10 protein-coding genes and 3 rRNA genes are annotated in these 18007 nt (G+C 69.1%); 8 read left to right on the top strand and 5 right to left on the bottom strand.

The genetic code is table 11. The annotated features are described in order from the left end of the window. Positions 1-132: 132 nt before the first annotated feature. Positions 133-2082: an Hsp70 family protein gene (locus FRAEUI1C_RS23465; protein WP_013425839.1), complete on the bottom strand. Its 1950-nt coding sequence runs from the start codon at positions 2080-2082 to the stop codon at positions 133-135. 203 nt (positions 2083-2285) lie between these two features. Continuing rightward, on the bottom strand, positions 2286-2738 hold the full coding sequence (locus tag FRAEUI1C_RS23460; protein WP_013425838.1) for a universal stress protein: 453 nt from the start codon (positions 2736-2738) through the stop codon (positions 2286-2288). A 149-nt stretch (positions 2739-2887) separates the two neighbouring features. Here FRAEUI1C_RS23460 and FRAEUI1C_RS23455 point away from each other — a divergent pair, with 149 nt between their 5' ends. Beyond that, positions 2888-3769 carry a thioesterase family protein gene (locus FRAEUI1C_RS23455; RefSeq protein WP_232425099.1) on the top strand — a complete coding sequence of 294 codons (882 nt, stop codon included), beginning with the start codon at positions 2888-2890 and terminating at the stop codon, positions 3767-3769. Between the two features lie 118 nt (positions 3770-3887). Then, on the top strand, positions 3888-4832 hold the full coding sequence (purU, locus tag FRAEUI1C_RS23450; RefSeq protein ID WP_232425098.1) for a formyltetrahydrofolate deformylase: 945 nt from the start codon (positions 3888-3890) through the stop codon (positions 4830-4832). Between the two features lie 50 nt (positions 4833-4882). Here purU and FRAEUI1C_RS23445 read toward each other — a convergent pair whose 3' ends face one another. Further along, entirely contained in the window at positions 4883-5662 is a 780-nt protein-coding gene (locus FRAEUI1C_RS23445; RefSeq protein WP_013425835.1) for a class I SAM-dependent methyltransferase, read from the bottom strand. Positions 5663-6799: 1137 nt separating this feature from the next. Here FRAEUI1C_RS23445 and FRAEUI1C_RS23440 point away from each other — a divergent pair. The 4 genes from FRAEUI1C_RS23440 to FRAEUI1C_RS23425 all read left to right on the top strand — a co-directional run bounded on the left by FRAEUI1C_RS23440 (position 6800) and on the right by FRAEUI1C_RS23425 (position 14155). After that, positions 6800-8305, top strand: a 16S ribosomal RNA gene (locus FRAEUI1C_RS23440). A 376-nt stretch (positions 8306-8681) separates the two neighbouring features. Beyond that, a 23S ribosomal RNA gene (locus tag FRAEUI1C_RS23435) occupies positions 8682-11792 on the top strand. Positions 11793-11900: 108 nt separating this feature from the next. Continuing rightward, a 5S ribosomal RNA gene (gene rrf, locus FRAEUI1C_RS23430) occupies positions 11901-12017 on the top strand. The 16S, 23S and 5S rRNA genes sit together here, the layout of an rRNA operon. Before the next feature lie 647 nt (positions 12018-12664). Continuing rightward, positions 12665-14155 (top strand): amidohydrolase family protein, encoded by a 1491-nt coding sequence (locus FRAEUI1C_RS23425; protein ID WP_013425833.1) that lies wholly within the window; start codon positions 12665-12667, stop codon positions 14153-14155. Positions 14156-14198: 43 nt separating this feature from the next. Here FRAEUI1C_RS23425 and FRAEUI1C_RS23420 read toward each other — a convergent pair whose 3' ends face one another. Beyond that, the gene (locus tag FRAEUI1C_RS23420) at positions 14199-15671 is read right to left on the bottom strand and encodes an amidohydrolase family protein (RefSeq protein ID WP_013425832.1); all 1473 of its coding nucleotides are present in this window, start codon (positions 15669-15671) and stop codon (positions 14199-14201) included. Positions 15672-15728: 57 nt separating this feature from the next. Then, positions 15729-16523, bottom strand: coding sequence for a CTP synthase C-terminal region-related (seleno)protein (locus FRAEUI1C_RS23415; protein WP_013425831.1), 795 nt, complete (start codon positions 16521-16523; stop codon positions 15729-15731). Positions 16524-16612: 89 nt separating this feature from the next. Here FRAEUI1C_RS23415 and FRAEUI1C_RS23410 point away from each other — a divergent pair, with 89 nt between their 5' ends. Further along, the gene (locus FRAEUI1C_RS23410) at positions 16613-17500 is read left to right on the top strand and encodes a LysR family transcriptional regulator (RefSeq protein WP_041259619.1); all 888 of its coding nucleotides are present in this window, start codon (positions 16613-16615) and stop codon (positions 17498-17500) included. Between the two features lie 143 nt (positions 17501-17643). Beyond that, complete coding sequence (locus tag FRAEUI1C_RS23405; RefSeq protein WP_013425829.1) at positions 17644-17850, top strand: antitoxin; 207 nt, start codon at positions 17644-17646, stop codon at positions 17848-17850. The last annotated feature ends 157 nt before the right edge of the window (positions 17851-18007 follow it).

Raw genomic sequence — 18007 nt, 5'->3', positions numbered from 1 at the left:
GCCCCGCGCCGCGGCTGGCAAGATCGCTGTTTTCGCCCTCGCGTGGCTGTAATCGCCGCGGATTTGCGACCGTGGGAGGGCCAAAACGGCGATCATGGGACGCCTGAACGGCGGTCCCCGCCGGCGGCGGCTCTAGAAGACCAGTGGGAGGCCGGGGGCTGAGCCGGTGAGGCTGACCGGGTCCTGGAAGGTCTGGGCGAGGTCGACGCGTTCGGTGTGGTCGCTGCCGGAGGCGAGGTCGCGGGCGTGGATGGTGAGCTGGCGGCGCCGGTCGACGGCGAGGACGATCTCGACGCGGGCCGTCCGGGGGTCCGTCGCCGCGAGGCCGGTCAGCTCGAAGCGCCGGACCCGCCGGAAGGTGCCGCCGGGCACGAACCGGCCGCCGTTCTCCACGACGTGCACGGTGATCGCCCGCTGGTCGGTCGAGGCGTTCGTCACGAGGACCGACTCGCGGACCGGGACGGACTGGTTCGCGGTGATGATCTCGTGGAACCGGCCGCCGGAGATCTCGATGCCCAGCGGGTAGGAGACGTTGCTGGTGACGATCGGGAGGTCGTCCAGGTCGCGGCCGTCGATCGCGGCCGGCCGGCGTGCGCGGCCGGCCTCACGTGCGCTGTCCCGGTCGATGACCCTGGTCTCGGTCCGCCCCGTGCCCAGGTCGGTCGCGGTGACCCGCAGGGTGCCGCCGGCGTCGACGTCGAACAGGACGTCGATCCGGTGCGCGAAGGCGGGTGCGGGCGCCAGGCCGGTCACGTCGAGGCGGGCGAGCGCGAGGGCGTCGTCGCGGCCGGCCCGGTCCTCCTCGGACTCCACGACCAGCACGGTCACGGAGCGCTGGTTGTCGACGGTCGTCGTCAGGATCTGGCGGCGACGGGTGGGGATGGTGGTGTTGCGCACGATGATCGGCAGGTAGAGCCCGCCCACCTGCTCGACGCCGACCGAGGCCGGGATGACGTCGTGGAGCCGCAGGTTCTTGACCTGTCCGACGAGGCCGGCGGCCTGCAGGGCCGCGCCGGTCACCACGCCTTCGGAGATGGTCCGGTGCGGCGGCTGCCCGGCGAGTTTCTGGACGAAGGCGCCGACCGCCGGCATCCGGGCCGCGCCGCCCACCAGGATCACGTGGTCGATCTCGATGGTCCGCATCGCGCCGTCGCGTAAGACCCGCTCGAACGGATCACGGCAGCGCTCCAGGATCGACTGGGTGATCGTCTCGAGCTCGTCCCGGCCGAGCGTCAGATCCAGGTGCACGGCGTCGCCGCCGGCACCGGCCAGGTAGGGCAGGAAGACGTGCGCCGTCGTCGCGGCCGACAGGTCGATCCTGGCCGTCTCGGCCGCCTCCCGCAGCCGGGCGAGCGCCTTCGGGTCGCCGCTCACGTCCACGCCGTGGTCGTCCCGGATCCGCTCGACGAGATGGTCGACGAGGGCCTGGTCCCAGTTGTCGCCGCCGAGGTGGTTGTCGCCCGCGGTGGCCTTCACCTCGCACACGCCGGCGCCGATCTCCACCAGGGAGACGTCGAACGTGCCGCCGCCGAGGTCGAAGACCAGGCTGCGTTCCTCCTGGGCCCGGTGCAGGCCGTGGGCGATGGCGGTGGCGGTCGGCTCGCTGACGATCAGGGCCACCTCGATGCCGGCCATCCGCGCGGCCTCTTCCAGCGCGCGGCGCTGCACGTGGCTGAAGTAGGCCGGAACCGTCAGGACGGCGCTGCCGATCGCGCTTCCGGTGTATTCCTGCACGTCCGCGTGCAGCCGCTTCAGGAGCAGCGCCGCGATCTCCTCGGCCGAGTAGCGGGTGCCGTCGTGCTCGTGGGACCAGTCGGTGCCCAGCCTGAGCTTCACGGACCGGATCGTGTGCTCGGGGTTGGTGACAGCCTGGCGCACCGCGGCGGCGCCGATCAGGGGCGGCCCGTCCGCCGTGAAGGCGACCACGCTGGGGGTGGCCAGCGTGCCCTCGGCGTTCGGGACCAGCCGGACCCGGCCGTCCTGGAAGATGCCGACGGCCGAGTTCGTCGTGCCGAAGTCGATGCCGACCGCCGGCCCGGCCGGCGTGCTCGGGCCCTGCCCGGCCTGTTCGTTCGACGTCATGCGCCATCACCCCGCGGCCGATCTCCGGTTCTGGACGGTGCAACCGTAATCGGCCAACCACGCGATGGGACAGCGATTGTCCGGACCGTGGCGGGCGTAGCGGAGCGGTAGCGCCGCCGCACAGCTGCCGCGGCGCGAAACGGCGCAGGTCACCAGGGGTATGCCGGGCCGGCACAGCCGCTGGAAGGCCGGCCCGGAACCGATCACCCCTCGCGGGGTGGCTCGCGGACGACGAGCACCGGGCAGTGCGCGTGGTGCACGATCGCCGTGCTGACCGAGCCCAGCAGCGCCCCGACGAGACCGCCGTGCCCACGTGAGCCGACGATCAGCAGGTCGGCCTCCTTGCCGGCCTCGATCAGCACGGCCGACGCCGGCCCCTGACGGATCTCGGCGCTCACCCCGTCCGGCAGCTTCGCGCCGAACACCTCGCTGAGCGCGTGCTCGAGCGTCTGCTTGGCGCTGTCCTCCAGGGTCTGCGCGTCCAGCGGCACGGTCGGCACGTAGGGGCTGCCGACCGGCACCTGCCACGCCAGCACCACCAGCAGGTCGGCGCCGCGCAGCTCTGCCTCCCGGGCCGCCCAGCGCAGCGCCTCCACCGACCCCGCAGACCCGTCGATCCCGGCGACAATCCGCCGCGCCTCGCCGCCAGTGCTCATGGCCAATCCTCCTGGTCCGGGGGCGTCGCTGTCCCCTCAGGAACCAGCTAACCCGCGTAGCCGGTTCCGAAACCGCTACCAGCGATCCCGCGACCTCGGCCTGTTCGCCTCACGACCCATGGGCCGAACGGCCTGTGTACGGTCGGCTTGTGGGCGAAAGCAGTGCGCGGACGGTGGAACAGGCCGTCGAGGGTCCCGGCGGACCGGCCGACAGTCCCGACGGGGTGGCCGACGGGCCGGTCGGCCAGGCCGAGAGCCTTTACGTCGAGCTCGGCGGGGGCCGGTGGCTCGCGACCGCCCACACCGCCGGCCCCTGGGACCCGAGCGCCCAGCATGGCGGGCCGCCGAGCGCGCTGCTGGTACGCGCCGTCGAGCACACCGCCCCGCGGCCGGAGATGGTGATCGCCCGGTTCACCACCGAGCTGCTCGGCCCGGTCCCCGTGGGCGAGCTGACCCTGCGCTGCGAGGTCACCAGGCCGGGGCGCAGCGTCGAGCTGGTCGAGGCGGTGCTCACGGCCGGCGGCCGGGACGTCGCCCGGGGCACCGCCTGGCGGGTCCGGCGTGCCACCGGCGCCGCCGTCCCGCCGCGCCACCCGGCACCGCCTCCGTTCCCTGAGGGTCCGGCGCGGATCCCGCCGGCCGGCGTGATCCCCGGCTTCCCGAGCGCGATCGAGTGGCGGTCCGCCGGCCGGGGCCGGATGACCGTCCCCGGCCCGGCCGCGCTGTGGGGCCGGCTGCGCGTGCCGCTCGTCGCCGGCGAGGAGCTCAGCCCGGTGCAGCGGCTGCTCGCCCTGGCCGACAACGGCAACGGGATCTCCAGTGAGACGGACTTCGCGTCGACGTACTTCATCAACCCGGAGCTGACGGTGCACATCCACCGCGAGCCGGCCGGCGAGTGGATCTGCCTCGACGCCACCACCACGATCACTCCCGGTGGCGCCGGACTGGCGACCTCGGTGCTCTCGGACCGATCCGGCCCGGTCGCGATCGGCGCGCAGTCGCTACTCGTCGCGCCGCGTCCCGGGCACTGACCCACCGGCGTCGTCCCCCGGTCGCGGGACGACCTTGGACGACGTGGGCGCCTGTCGGCTCGACGCGCCGGCCCGTGGTGGGCTCGCCCGCCGGGCCGGTCCGGGACATCATCGTCCGGTGACCGACGGTGATGGCACGCGCGGGCCGGCTCGGGTTCTGGTCCCGGCGGCCGCGGTGGCGGCGCATGCCGAGCGGTACCGGGACGTCGGACGGGTGCTCGTCACCTGCCCGGACCGGCCGGGGATCGTCGCGGCCATCTCGGGCCTGCTCTTCCGGCACGGCGCGAACATCACGGAGCTGCAGCAGTACTCGACCGACCCGTTCGGCGGCACCTTCTTCCTGCGGATCGAGTTCCACCGGGAGGAGCTCGTGAGCGGCCTGGCCGCGATCGAGGACGGGCTCGCCACCATCGCCGCCGAGCCCGCGATGGGGGGCGGGATGCGCTGGCGGGTGACCACTCCGGCCGCCCGGCACCGGGTCGCGATCTTCGTGTCGAAGGCCGACCACGCGTTGCAGGAGCTGCTCTGGCGCACCCATGCGGGCGAGCTGGCGATGGACGTCCGGATGGTCGTCTCCAACCACGACGACCTGCGCTCGGCCGCGACGGACTGGGGTATCCCGTTCCACCACGTGCCGGTGACGTCGACCACCCGCGACGAGGCCGAGTCCCGGGCTCTGGCGTTGCTCGACGGCGAGGTGGACCTGGTCGTGCTCGCCCGGTACATGCAGATCCTCACGCCCCGGTTCCTCGCCGCGTACCCGGACCGGGTCATCAACATCCACCACAGCTTCCTGCCGGCCTTCGTCGGCGCCGACCCGTACGGCGCCGCGGCCAGACGCGGAGTGAAGCTCATCGGCGCGACGGCGCACTACGTGACCGCTGACCTGGACGCCGGGCCGATCATCGAGCAGGACATCGAGCGGGTGGACCATCGCCACCAGGTCGCGGATCTACGCCGGATCGGCCGTCATGTGGAGCGCGCGGTGCTCGCCCGGGCCGTCGGCTGGCATCTGGAGGACCGGGTCATCGTGCACAGCAACACGACGATCGTCTTCGCCTGAGTCGGCGCCGGCCTGTAGAAGCCGGCGGCGGGCCGTTGGGTCCCCGGTGGTCAGAAGGCGGACCGGCGCAGCCGCCAGATGCACTCCGACGGCCAGCGGCGGGCCCACTCGTTGTCGGCGCGTTGACGCCCGGTCAGGCTCGGGTCCGCCTTCGGCCGCGTCTCCAGCAGGTCCTCGACGAGCAGGCCACAGGACCGGAACAGCCGGATCCACTCGCCGTACGGGAGGTTCGCGCTGACGAGGCCGTCGGCGTCGGTGAAAAGGCGCAGATTGAAGTAGTCACGCACCAGGCCGCGGCTCGCGTGGTCCCCGCCCTGCGCGACGGTGATCTCGTAGAGCGGGCTGATGTGGCTGAACGCCAGCAGCCCACCCGGCCGCAGAATGCGCGCCGCCTCGGGAATCGCCCGGGTCGGGTCGGCAAAGGAGAAAGCTCCGTGGTCGGCGAAGACGATGTGAAAGGACCGGTCCGCGAAGGGGACCTCCTCGGCGCTCGCCTGGACGAGCGGGAAGGTCAGCCCGGTCTCCTGCTGCAGCTCACGGCTGTGGGTCAGCTGGCGCTCGGACAGGTCCAGACCCACGGCGTTCGCGCCGCGGCGAGCGAGCGCCGTCGACCACTGGCTGCCGCCGCAGCCCATCTCCAGAATGTCGAGACCGGCCACCTCGCCGAAGATGTCCAGCTCCGACTCGGGTAGTCCCCACAGGCCCCACGCCACGTCGCCGGTGAATGCCTGGCCTCGTATCCGCGGCGCGTTGAAACGCTGGTAGTCGTCGGAGATCTCGTTCCAGCGCGCCCGGTTGGTGCGTACGTAGGAAGTCACGCCGTCGCTCATCGGGAATCCTGGTCCGTTCGCTCGTCGCCATCCGGTCAGCGTTGACCGCTCGTAGCGCCGGGCCGCGGCCGTCGACGGCGCCGGACAGGTCGCCGTCACGGCGTGAGCCGGCCGGTCCGCTCGTCGGCGGTGGTCACGAGCCCGGGAGGCCCGACTCTAGGCGACCGGTTCACGCCAATCCGTCCTGGGTACCCGGGAAACGCCGCAGCCGCCCGAGTGGCGGGTCCGCGGTGCCCGGTCGTCCGGCCACCGCCTGGCTCTGGGCCCGGCCACCGCCCGTCGCCCGCCGGAGAGGGCACTGCCGCGACGTCCCGGGCCCCGCGGTGGGTCGGCGTCCGGCACGGCCGTCGTACCCCGGACCAGTCGGCGCGGGTACCCGGAGCAGGGGCTGGGCCACGCCGGCCGGGGCGGGTGCGGACCGTCACAGCAGCCGCCCGTCATACCGGGTTTGCCTGGGTGTAACGTTACGTCTCGCCTCACCGGCCGGGATCAGTCCCGGCCAACCGGGCTGGCGACATCGCAGGCGCACCGTGACATCGGGCCCCGATGAGACCGGCGAAAAGGGGATGGGGTACGGTTCTTCAGGTCCAGCAGGTGGCGGTTCACCGACGCAAGTCGGAGAGAACCGACACGGGATCTCGCTTCGAGGACACATCCGGAAATGGCTCGCCGCGGGTCGCAAGACCAGCGCGAAAGGCCATCTGGTAAGTTCTCGGACACGGCGAGAGCGGCACCAAATCCAGCCAGCGGCGGGATTTGACAGCCTCTCGCGAAGCTCCGTAAGGTGCGATCGACACAGCGGCCCGGGTAACCGGTTCCGGTAAAGTCGAAAACGCCTCGCCGGCCTCGGCCGGCAAAGTGGTAGCGTGAGTCCGGTAACAACCGGAACGCGCCGGTGAAGCACTCCGACAGAGTGTCCAGCCGGTTCATGCGTCCGCTCCTTGAGAACTCAACAGCGTGCCATAGAAGTCAGTGCCATATAACCCCGTCTGTGGGTGGCGCTGGTCTGGGCTCTCCTTTTGGGGGGTTTGGGTTGGTGTTGTCTGCAGGTGGTTTTGTAATTCCTTTGGCATATGGCGGGATTTTCTACGATCTCGTTTTTTATGTCAGGGCATCTCCCATCGGGGAGTTCAAGCATCGATGGAGAGTTTGATCCTGGCTCAGGACGAACGCTGGCGGCGTGCTTAACACATGCAAGTCGAGCGGACCTTCGGGTCAGCGGCGAACGGGTGAGTAACACGTGGGCAACCTGCCCCAGACTTTGGAATAACTCCGGGAAACCGGGGCTAATGCCGAATATTCACATCTTCGGGCATCTGGTGGTGTGGAAAGATTTATCGGTCTGGGATGGGCCCGCGGCCTATCAGCTTGTTGGTGGGGTGACGGCCTACCAAGGCGACGACGGGTAGCCGGCCTGAGAGGGCGACCGGCCACACTGGGACTGAGACACGGCCCAGACTCCTACGGGAGGCAGCAGTGGGGAATATTGCGCAATGGGCGAAAGCCTGACGCAGCGACGCCGCGTGAGGGATGACGGCCTTCGGGTTGTAAACCTCTTTCAGCAGGGACGAAGCGAAAGTGACGGTACCTGCAGAAGAAGCACCGGCCAACTACGTGCCAGCAGCCGCGGTAATACGTAGGGTGCAAGCGTTGTCCGGAATTATTGGGCGTAAAGAGCTCGTAGGCGGCTTGTCGCGTCGGCTGTGAAAACCCGGGGCTCAACCCCGGGCCTGCAGTCGATACGGGCAGGCTAGAGTCCGGTAGGGGAGACTGGAATTCCTGGTGTAGCGGTGAAATGCGCAGATATCAGGAGGAACACCGGTGGCGAAGGCGGGTCTCTGGGCCGGAACTGACGCTAAGGAGCGAAAGCGTGGGGAGCGAACAGGATTAGATACCCTGGTAGTCCACGCCGTAAACGTTGGGTGCTAGGTGTGGGGGACCTTCCACGGCCTCCGTGCCGCAGCTAACGCATTAAGCGCCCCGCCTGGGGAGTACGGCCGCAAGGCTAAAACTCAAAGGAATTGACGGGGGCCCGCACAAGCGGCGGAGCATGTGGCTTAATTCGATGCAACGCGAAGAACCTTACCAGGGCTTGACATGCGGGGAAATCCTCCAGAGATGGGGGGTCCTTCGGGGTCCCGCACAGGTGGTGCATGGCTGTCGTCAGCTCGTGTCGTGAGATGTTGGGTTAAGTCCCGCAACGAGCGCAACCCTTGTCCTATGTTGCCAGCGGTTCGGCCGGGGACTCATAGGAGACTGCCGGGGTCAACTCGGAGGAAGGTGGGGATGACGTCAAGTCATCATGCCCCTTACGTCCTGGGCTGCACACATGCTACAATGGCCGGTACAATGGGCTGCGATACCGCGAGGTGGAGCGAATCCCAAAAAGCCGGTCTCAGTTCGGATCGGGGTCTGCAACTCGACCCCGTGAAGTCGGAGTCGCTAGTAATCGCAGATCAGCATTGCTGCGGTGAATACGTTCCCGGGCCTTGTACACACCGCCCGTCACGTCATGAAAGTCGGTAACACCCGAAGCCGGTGGCCCAACCCTTGTGGAGGGAGCCGTCGAAGGTGGGACCGGCGATTAGGACGAAGTCGTAACAAGGTAGCCGTACCGGAAGGTGCGGCTGGATCACCTCCTTTCTAAGGAGCGCATGCCGTTTCCGGATGTTCATGCCGGACGGTTGCTCACTGGCGTGGAATGCTGACTTCGAGATGCTGCCTGTTCTGGGTGGCTGGTGGCTAGTACTCCTTGTTTCTGCGGTTTGCCGTGGGGGTGGGGGTGGAACGGGCCGGTCGTCTGGTGGGTGGTGTCGTGTGGTGCGCTGTTGGGTCCTGAGGGAGCGGAAGCTTCTTCGGTGGCCATGGAGCCCCCGGCCCTCTGTGAGAGAGGGTTCGGGGGCTGGCTGCGGTACGGACCGATCACTCTGTGATACCGCCCCGGTGGGGGTGGGTCTGGGTTTGGTGGTTGGGGTCGTCCGTTCTTTGAGAACTGCACAGTGGACGCGAGCATCTTTGTGGCCAAGTTAGTAAGGGCGCACGGTGGATGCCTTGGCACCAGGAGCCGATGAAGGACGTGGGAGGCTGCGATATGCCTCGGGGAGCTGTCAACCGAGCTGTGATCCGAGGATTTCCGAATGGGGGAACCCGGCAGGATGCTAAGTCCTGTCACCACCATCTGAATATATAGGGTGGTTGGAGGGAACGCGGGGAAGTGAAACATCTCATTACCCGCAGGAAGAGAAAACAACCGTGATTCCGCGAGTAGTGGTGAGCGAAAGCGGATCTAGGCTAAACCTGTGTCGTGTGATAGCCGGCAGGCGTTGCGGCATAGGGGTCGTGGGATTTTCCGGGGAAGGCTGCCGCTTTCCCAGAGAGTGATAAAACAGGTTGTTAGTCGAAGGACTTGCGAATGGTCCGCCACAGAAGGTAACAGCCCTGTAGGCGAAAACAGTCTGTCTCTCGGAATTTTTCCCAAGTAGCACCGAGCCCGTGAAATTCGGTGTGAATCTGGCGGGACCACCCGCTAAGCCTAAATACTCCCTGGTGACCGATAGCGGACTAGTACCGTGAGGGAAAGGTGAAAAGTACCCCGGGAGGGGAGTGAAATAGTACCTGAAACCGTGTGCCTACAATCCGTCGGAGCTGGGTCTTCGGGCCTGGTGACGGCGTGCCTTTTGAAGAATGAGCCTGCGAGTTTGCGGTGTGTGGCGAGGTTAACCCGTTGTGGGGTAGCCGTAGCGAAAGCGAGTCCGAATAGGGCGTTTGAGTCGCATGTCTAAGACCCGAAGCCGGGTGATCTACCCATGGCCAGGTTGAAGCGCGGGTAAGACCGTGTGGAGGACCGAACCCACCAGTGTTGAAAAACTGGGGGATGAGCTGTGGGTAGGGGTGAAAGGCCAATCAAACCCGGTGATAGCTGGTTCTCCCCGAAATGCATTTAGGTGCAGCGTCGTGTGTTTCGTGCCGGAGGTAGAGCACTGGATGGGCTAGGGGGCCGACAAGCTTACTGAACTCAGCCAAACTCCGAATGCCGGTACGTGAAGCGCGGCAGTGAGACTGCGGGCGATAAGGTTCGTAGTCGAGAGGGATACAGCCCAGATCGCCAGCTAAGGCCCCTAAGCGTACGCTAAGTGGAAAAGGATGTGGAGTCGCACAGACAACCAGGAGGTTGGCTTAGAAGCAGCCACCCTTTAAAGAGTGCGTAATAGCTCACTGGTCAAGTGATTCCGCGCCGATAATGTAGCGGGGCTCAAGCGTACCGCCGAAGCTGCGGCATTCGCACGTGTAGCCTAGCTGCCTCCTTGTGGGGTGGTTCAGGTGTGTGGATGGGTAGGGGAGCGTCGTGTGGCGTGTGAAGCGGCCGAGTGATCGAGTCGTGGATGCCACGCGAGTGAGAATGCAGGCATGAGTAGCGAATGACGGGTGAGAATCCCGTCCGCCGGATGACCAAGGGTTCCTGGGGCAGGTTCGTCCGCCCAGGGTGAGTCGGGGCCTAAGGCGAGGCCGACAGGCGTAGTCGATGGATAACGGGTTGATATTCCCGTACCGGCGCTGGTGCGCCAATGCTGAATCTTCCTGTACTAACCTCCCGCGATGGTCCTTTCGGGGATCGGAGTGGTTGGGATCTTGGGGGGTAGTAGGCAAGCGATGGGGTGACGCAGGAGGGTAGTCCATCCCGGGCGGTGGTTGTCCCGGGGTAAGCGTGTAGGACGACGTGTAGGCAAATCCGCATGTCATAGGTCTGAGACGTGATGCCGAGCCGATTGTGGCGAAGTGGATGATCCCATGCTGTCGAGAAAAGCCTCTAGCGAGTGCCAGGGCCGCCCGTACCCGAAACCGACACAGGTGGTCAGGTAGAGAATACCGAGGCGATCGAGTGAACTGTGGTTAAGGAACTCGGCAAAATGCCCCCGTAACTTCGGGAGAAGGGGGGCCACCACCGGTGAGAGAACATGCTTCTGGAGCTGGTGTGGGCCGCAGAGACCAGGGGAAAGCGACTGTTTACTAAAAACACAGCTCCGTGCGAAGCCGTAAGGCGATGTATACGGAGTGACGCCTGCCCGGTGCTGGAACGTTAAGGGGACGGGTTAGCTCTTCGGGGCGAAGCTCAGAACTTAAGCGCCAGTAAACGGCGGTGGTAACTATAACCATCCTAAGGTAGCGAAATTCCTTGTCGGGTAAGTTCCGACCTGCACGAATGGCGTAACGACTTTCCTGCTGTCTCAACCACAGACTCGGCGAAATTGCACTACGAGTAAAGATGCTCGTTACGCGCGGCAGGACGGAAAGACCCCGGGACCTTTACTGCAGCTTGATATTGGTGTTCGGTCCGGCTTGTGTAGGATAGGTGGGAGACTGTGAAGCAGCCACGCCAGTGGTTGTGGAGTCATTGTTGAAATACCACTCTGGTCGTGCTGGATGTCTAACCTAGGCCCGTGATCCGGGTCAGGGACAGTGTCAGGTGGGTAGTTTAACTGGGGCGGTTGCCTCCTAAAGAGTAACGGAGGCGCCCAAAGGTTCCCTCAGCCTGGTTGGCAATCAGGTGTCGAGTGCAAGTGCACAAGGGAGCTTGACTGTGAGACCGACGGGTCGAGCAGGTGCGAAAGCAGGGACTAGTGATCCGGCGGTGGCTTGTGGAAGCGCCGTCGCTCAACGGATAAAAGGTACCCCGGGGATAACAGGCTGATCTTGCCCAAGAGTCCATATCGACGGCAAGGTTTGGCACCTCGATGTCGGCTCGTCGCATCCTGGGGCTGGAGTAGGTCCCAAGGGTTGGGCTGTTCGCCCATTAAAGCGGTACGCGAGCTGGGTTTAGAACGTCGTGAGACAGTTCGGTCCCTATCCGCCGCGCGCGTAGGAGTCTTGAGAAGGGCTGTCCCTAGTACGAGAGGACCGGGACGGACGAACCTCTGGTGTGCCAGCTGTTCTGCCAAGAGCATGGCTGGTTGGCTACGTTCGGAAGGGATAACCGCTGAAAGCATCTAAGCGGGAAGCTCGCTTCGAGATGAGGTCTCCCACAGGGTCAACCTGGTAAGGCCCCCGAGAGATGATCGGGTTGATAGGCCAGAAGTGGAAGCACTGCGAGGTGTGGAGCTGACTGGTACTAATAGGCCGAGGGCTTGTCCTACAAAGATGCTACGCGTCCACTGTGCGGTTCCTGAGGAACGGCAGACCACCCCCAACCCCCCCACGTGTGGGGTGTGGTTGGGGTGAGGTGCCGATAACTCAACAGTTTTTCGGTGGTTTTAGCGGGGAGGGTACGCCCGGTCCCATTCCGAACCCGGAAGCTAAGTTCCCCAGCGCCGATGGTACTGCCCGGGAGACCGGGTGGGAGAGTAGGACACCGCCGAAATACCCTTCGGGAACGCCCCCACACCACCGGTGCGGGGGCGTTCCCCATTTCCACCCTCTTTTTCTTTGCGGCTCGGCACCCCGCCCGCGAAGCCTGCCAGGCCCGGCCTCGGACCCGCACGTCGCGCTTAGAGACTGCCCCGTGGAGCAAACTGCCCCGTGGAGCAAGACGCCTGGTCGGGATTCGACGGGAAGCGCCCGAAGCCCGTTCCTCGCGGCGGCTCGTCTCCATGATCGGCGTTTCGGCCCTCCGGTGGTTGTTACTGGGTTCGTTTCGTGGCCACCAGAGGGCGGAAACGCCGATCAAGCTGCACGACATCGGTGGCACGCTCGCCCGCGGGAACCATGCCGAGCTGGCCGCCGCGGTGCGGATGTAGCTCCGCTGGAGAGCGGGTCGGCGAAACAGCCCCCGCACGGCTGCCGAAACTGGCCCGTCATCGGGCTCGCCTACGGTGGCCGGCATGGGTCCCGCCAGCCTGATCCGCCCGAGCTGGCCTACTCCCGGGAACGGCGTCGACCGGCCCACGGAGCGACGCAACGACCAGGGACCAGAAGGACCCGGCGACCAGAGCCCGGGCGACACGGCGACCAGGCATCCGAACGAGGCGCGGGCGGCAGGAGACAGGCCGCGCAGCAGCCGGACGGCCCGTGACGACCCTCGGCACGCAGGGCCGTGACGTGGGGCCTTCGGAGGTCGTCATCCGTGACGTCCGGCTCGCGGTTCAGGCAGGTTCCGGTGCCGCCCGGACCGGCGGCGCGGGCGTGGCCGGCCCGCCGGTCGACCTCATCCTGCGTGACGGCCTCATCGCCGCGATCGAGCCGACCCGATACCCGGGCGACCGGTACACCCGGCCGCGGCTCGGCGGTCGCGGCACCGCCACCGATCCCAGCGATCCCGACGACGGCACCGCCAATGGCACCGCCCCCGACTCCCGCACCGGCACCACCGACGCCAACGGCCCAGCGGTGTTCGACGCGGGCGGGGCGTTCGCGTTCCCCGGGTTCGTGGACGCGCACGTCCACCTCGACAAGGCGCACATCCTCGATCGCTGTCGCGGCGGCGCCGGCCTCGCCCAGGCCGTCGCTCAGGTGCGGGCGGCCAAGCGTGGCTTCACCGTCGAGGATGTCCGCGACCGCGCGGCGCGGGTGCTGCGCCGGGCGATCGTCAACGGCACCACCCGGATGCGTTCGTACGTCGAGGTTGACCCGGACGCGGGCCTGCGCTCGTTCGAGGCGCTGGCGGCGTTGCGGGACGAGTACGCGCACGCCGTCGACCTGAGGCTGTCCGCGTTCGCGCAGGACGGTACGACCCAGGCTCCGCGGACGCTCGGCCTGCTGCGCCGTGCCCTGGAGCAGGGCGCGGACGAGGTCGGTGGCTGCCCGTACACGGACGCCGACCCGGGCGCCCACGTCCGGGCGATCTTCGATCTCGCGGTGGAGTTCGACGTGCCGGTCGACTTCCACGTCGACTTCGACCTGGACCCGTCCTGGGAGCACCTGTCGCTGGTCGTCGCCGAGACGCGGCGGCATGGCTGGGGCGGCCGGACGTCGGTCGGCCATGTCACGAAACTGTCGGCGCTCGCGCCGGCGGACCGGCTCGCGGTGGCGGGCCGCCTCGCCGACGCGGGGATCGGGCTGGTCGTGCTGCCCGCCACCGACCTGTTCCTCTCCGGCCGGGACGCCGAACGGCTCGTCCCGCGGGGTGTCGCCCCGGCGGTCGCGACCCAGGTGCCGGGCCTGGCGATGGCGGTCGCGACGAACAACGTCGTGAACCCGTTCACCCCGTTCGGCGACGCCGACCTGCTGCGGATGGCGAACCTGTACGCGATCGTCGGCCAGCTGGAGACCGACGACGACCTGCGGTCGGTCTTCGGGATGGTGAGCGCGGCGGCGGAGGCGATCGTCGGCGGCGCCCGCCGGATCGAGGTGGGAGCGTCCGCGGACGTCGTGCTGCTCGACGCCCCCGACCCGGTCACGGCGCTGCGCGAGTGCGTCCAGCCGCTCGCCGGCTGGAAGGCCGGCCGCCAGACCTTCCTCCGGCCCCGGCCGCGGCTGCTCGCGGACGGCCTCGGGCGGACATCCGAGGCGGGGTTCGGCGAGGATCTGGTCGACCAGGGCCGGCCGGGGGGAGGCAGATGAGCTCGCGTGACCTGATCGGCTACGGCCGCCGTGACCGGCCAGGTCAGGGGGTGCGGGCCGGCGGCGCGGTGGCGTGGCCGGCCGCGACGAGCCCGGCCGCGGCGGCGAGCCGGGCCGCCAGCGGACGGCACCGCCCGATCTGGGCCCGCTCGTCGACGGTGACACAGGCGTGGTCGGCGACGACCTGGCGTCCGTCGACCCAGACGTCGCGCACCGAGCGCGGCGAGGCCCCGTAGACGACCTGGCCGATCGGGTCGTGCAGCACGGCGATGTCGACGGTGTCCTGGAGCAGCACCAGGTCGGCCCGCTTGCCCGGCTCCAGGCTGCCGACGAGGTGGTCGAGGCCCAGGGCACGGGCGCCGTCGATCGTCGCCATCGCCAGCACGTCGAGGGCGTCGATGACCAGGGCGTCCCGATGGTGCACCTTCTGCAGCAGGGCCGCGGCCTTGACCGCCTGCAGCATGTCCTGGCTGTCGTTGGACGCGGCCCCGTCGGTCCCGATGCCGACCGCGAGGCCGGCGGCCCGCAGCCGAGGCACCGGGCAGACCCCGGAGCCGAGGATCATGTTCGCCACCGGGTTGTGCGCGACCGCGACCCCGTGCGCCACGAGCAGCGCGATGTCGGCCTCGGTCAGCCACACGCAGTGCCCGGCGATCAGCGGTCGTTCCAGGTAGCCGAGCCGGTGCGCGTGCTCGACGGTGCGGTGGCCCCAGCGCAGCCGGGCCATCGTCACCTCCTCGCGCACCTCGGCGAGGTGGGTGTGCACCGCCCAGCCGTGCTCCCGGCACAGCGCGACGCCCCGCTCCAGCAGCGGGTCGGACTGGCCGAGCAGGGTCCCGATGCCGTACCGGAACTGCAGCAGCGGCGCGCCGGCCGCCGCGGCGGCGAGCTCCCGCTGCTCGGCGACGACGTCCTCGATGATCTCGGCGGCCCGCTCCGGGTTCTCGGCGCCCGGTGCCATCGTGTCCTCGGCTCCGTACGACACGACGCCACGCAGGCCCGCGCGGACCAGGCCGTCGACCACACCGAGGCTCGCCCGCGAGCCGATGTTGGCGTGGCAGAACATGTCGTTGACGGTCGTGACGCCGGACAGCAGCATCTCGACGGCCCGCAGCGCCGTGCCCTCGGCCGCGTCCGCGCGGGTCAGGACAGTACCGAGCGGTCCGACGATCTCCGCCCCCCACTCGAACAGGGACAGCTCGCTGCCCATCCCGGTGGCGAGCGCCTCGGACAGATGGGTGTGGGTGCTGACCAGGCCGGGCAGCACCACGCCGGTCCCGTCCCCGTGGACCGGCACGCCGGGCCGCGCCGTGGCCAGTTCGGCGAACGGCCCGACGGCGGCGATCGCCCCGTCCCGGACGTGCACCGCCCCGTCCGCGATCACGCCGTCGAGCCGCACGCCCGGCGCGCGGTCCCGCGAACCCGGGCCGGGCAGCCCGGCCATCGTCAGCACAAAGGCACCGCGGACGAGGAACTCGCCGGCCCGGCCACGCGCCTGGCCTATCACGTCACTCATCGATGTCCCGCCCGTCGGGTGCCCTCTCGGGAACCTATCCGGCCGGGCCCGGGCCGATCAGGCGACCAGGTCGGAGAGGGCCGCGTGCTTCGCGGTCCGCAGCCGGGCGGCCTGGGAGATGGCGGCGGTCGCGAAGGCCCGGATCACGGGATGGACCCGCGGCTGGTCGGAGGCCAGCTCCGGCTGGAACAGCGTCGCCAGGAAGAACGGGTGGTCGGCCAGCTCCAGCACCCGCGCGTCGCCCGCCTCGTCCACGCCGCTGAACCGCAGCCCCGCCGCCCGCAGCCGGTCCAGATGCTCGGCCGAGACACCGTAGGAACAGTGGTAGCGCTCGACCGACCGCTCGACGCCGAAGACCCACTCGGCCAGCGAGCCGCGCTCGATCCGCACCGCCGCCTCGTGCCCCTTCAGCGAGCAGGCCAGCAGCACGACGACGTGGTCCGCCGCGTCCGGGTCGACCTCGGCGTGCCCGACGTCCGGGAGCCCGGCGACGTTGCGGGCGAACTCGACCACCGCGTGCTGGAAACCGCCGCAGGTGCCAAGGAACGGCACCCGGTTGGTGCGCGCGTGCCGGGCGGCCTCGACCGCCCCGGCCTCGTCGACGTAGGGGCTCCCGGGCAGCAGCCAGACGGCGTCGAAGCCGTCGAGCAGGCCCGGCTGGGCGGCGTCCGGGGTCGGCACCCAGTAGGCGTCGAGGACGAGGCCGTCGCGGTCGCGCAACTGGCGCAGGATCGCCGGGATCCGCCCGTGCGCGGCGACGTCGGCGGACCGGTCTCCGACGAGCGCGACCCGGGCGGTGGCGGAGACGGGCGTGGCGGCGGGGGTGAAGGGGCTGCTGGTCGAGGAGGCCATGCCCTGATGCTGGGCAGCCGGCCGGTTCAGGTCCAACGATAATCGCTGGTCCCTCGATAAGCGGCGCTGATGTCGGCGAGACTGGCCTGGTGGACCTGGTGCTGCTTCGTACCTTCACCGCGGTCGCCCGCTCCGGCTCGTTCTCGGCGGCCGCTCGGGAGCTCGGCTACACCCAGAGCGCCGTGTCCCAGCAGATCGCCGCGCTGGAGGCGTCGCTGGGCGGCGCGGCCCTGCTGACCCGGCGGCCGGTCGCCACGACCGCCGCCGGCGCGCGGCTGCTCGAGCACGCCGAGCCGCTGCTGCTGCGGGCGTCCGCCGCCCGCGCCGACGTGCTGCGCGCGGCCGGCGGCCCGCCCGACCAGTTGCGGGTCGCCGCCTGCCCGCTCGCCATGCCCCGGCTCGCGGCCGCGTTCGGCGCGGCGATGGGCTCGATGCCACGCCTCGACGTCACGATCACCGTGGCCGCCCTGGACGCGGTCGCGATCGACGTGGCGCGCGGTGCCTGCGAGCTGGGCCTGGCCGTCGGCCTCGCCACGCCCGGCGACCCGTTGCGGCTGCCGGACGTCGGCCCGCTGCGCGCGGTGGAGATCGCCGTCGACCCGGTCAGCGTCATCCTGCCGGCCGACCATCCGTTCGCCCGCCGCCCCGGCCTGCGGCTCGCCGACCTCGCCGACGCCCGCTGGCTGGACGCGCCCGCGGCGGCGGCTTCTGCGGCCGACGTCCGTCGCGCCGTCGGCGCCGAACGGCTGCCGCACTGCGCCGTCTACGCGGGCACCGACCTCGCCGGCCTCGCCGCGCTCGTCGCGGCCGGCGCCGGCCTCGTCCTGCTGCCGGCCTGGGCGGTCGCCGGCCGCGCCGACGTCGCCGCCGTCCCGGTCGCCGAGCCGCGGCTGGAGTACCGGGCCGAGGTGCTCGCCGGGGTCACCGCCGACACCGGTGCCGCGGGCCGGCTCCTCGCCACCCTGCTCGGGGCCTGACCACGGCCGGGTGCCCACGCCCGTTCGTGCCTGCGGGGACGCGGTGAACCGGCTGATCAGACGCTGGATCGGGCATCGGGCCCGCCAGGCTTCCATAGGCTCACTTGTGCCGCGTTCGCAGCCGTACGGAGAGAGGCCCACGCATGTTCGACAACCTGAAGAACCTCGGCGATCTCAAGGACAAGGCCGAGGACCTGGCCGGCGACCACGCTGACGCGATCAAGGGCGGCCTGGAGAAGGCCGGCGACCTGGTCGACGACAAGACCGGCGGCAAGTACAGCGACCACATCGACACCGGGGTCGACAAGGCCCAGGACTTCGTCGAGAAGCTGGGCGACCAGAACGACTGACCGGCCCGGTGGCCCGCCGCGCGGGGGTTTCGCCGAACCCCGCGCAGGCGCGGCCCAGCACCAACCCAGCACCAACCCAGCACCAACCCGGCCCGGCCTGGCCCAGGTTGGGCCGGCACCTGGTGCCAGCAGGCTTTCCCCGTGACGATCTGGTTCG

Source organism: Pseudofrankia inefficax (genome assembly GCF_000166135.1).
GTDB classification, from domain to species: Bacteria; Actinomycetota; Actinomycetes; order Frankiales; family Frankiaceae; genus Pseudofrankia; species Pseudofrankia inefficax.
This window is presented reverse-complemented; position numbering and strand designations above follow the sequence as displayed.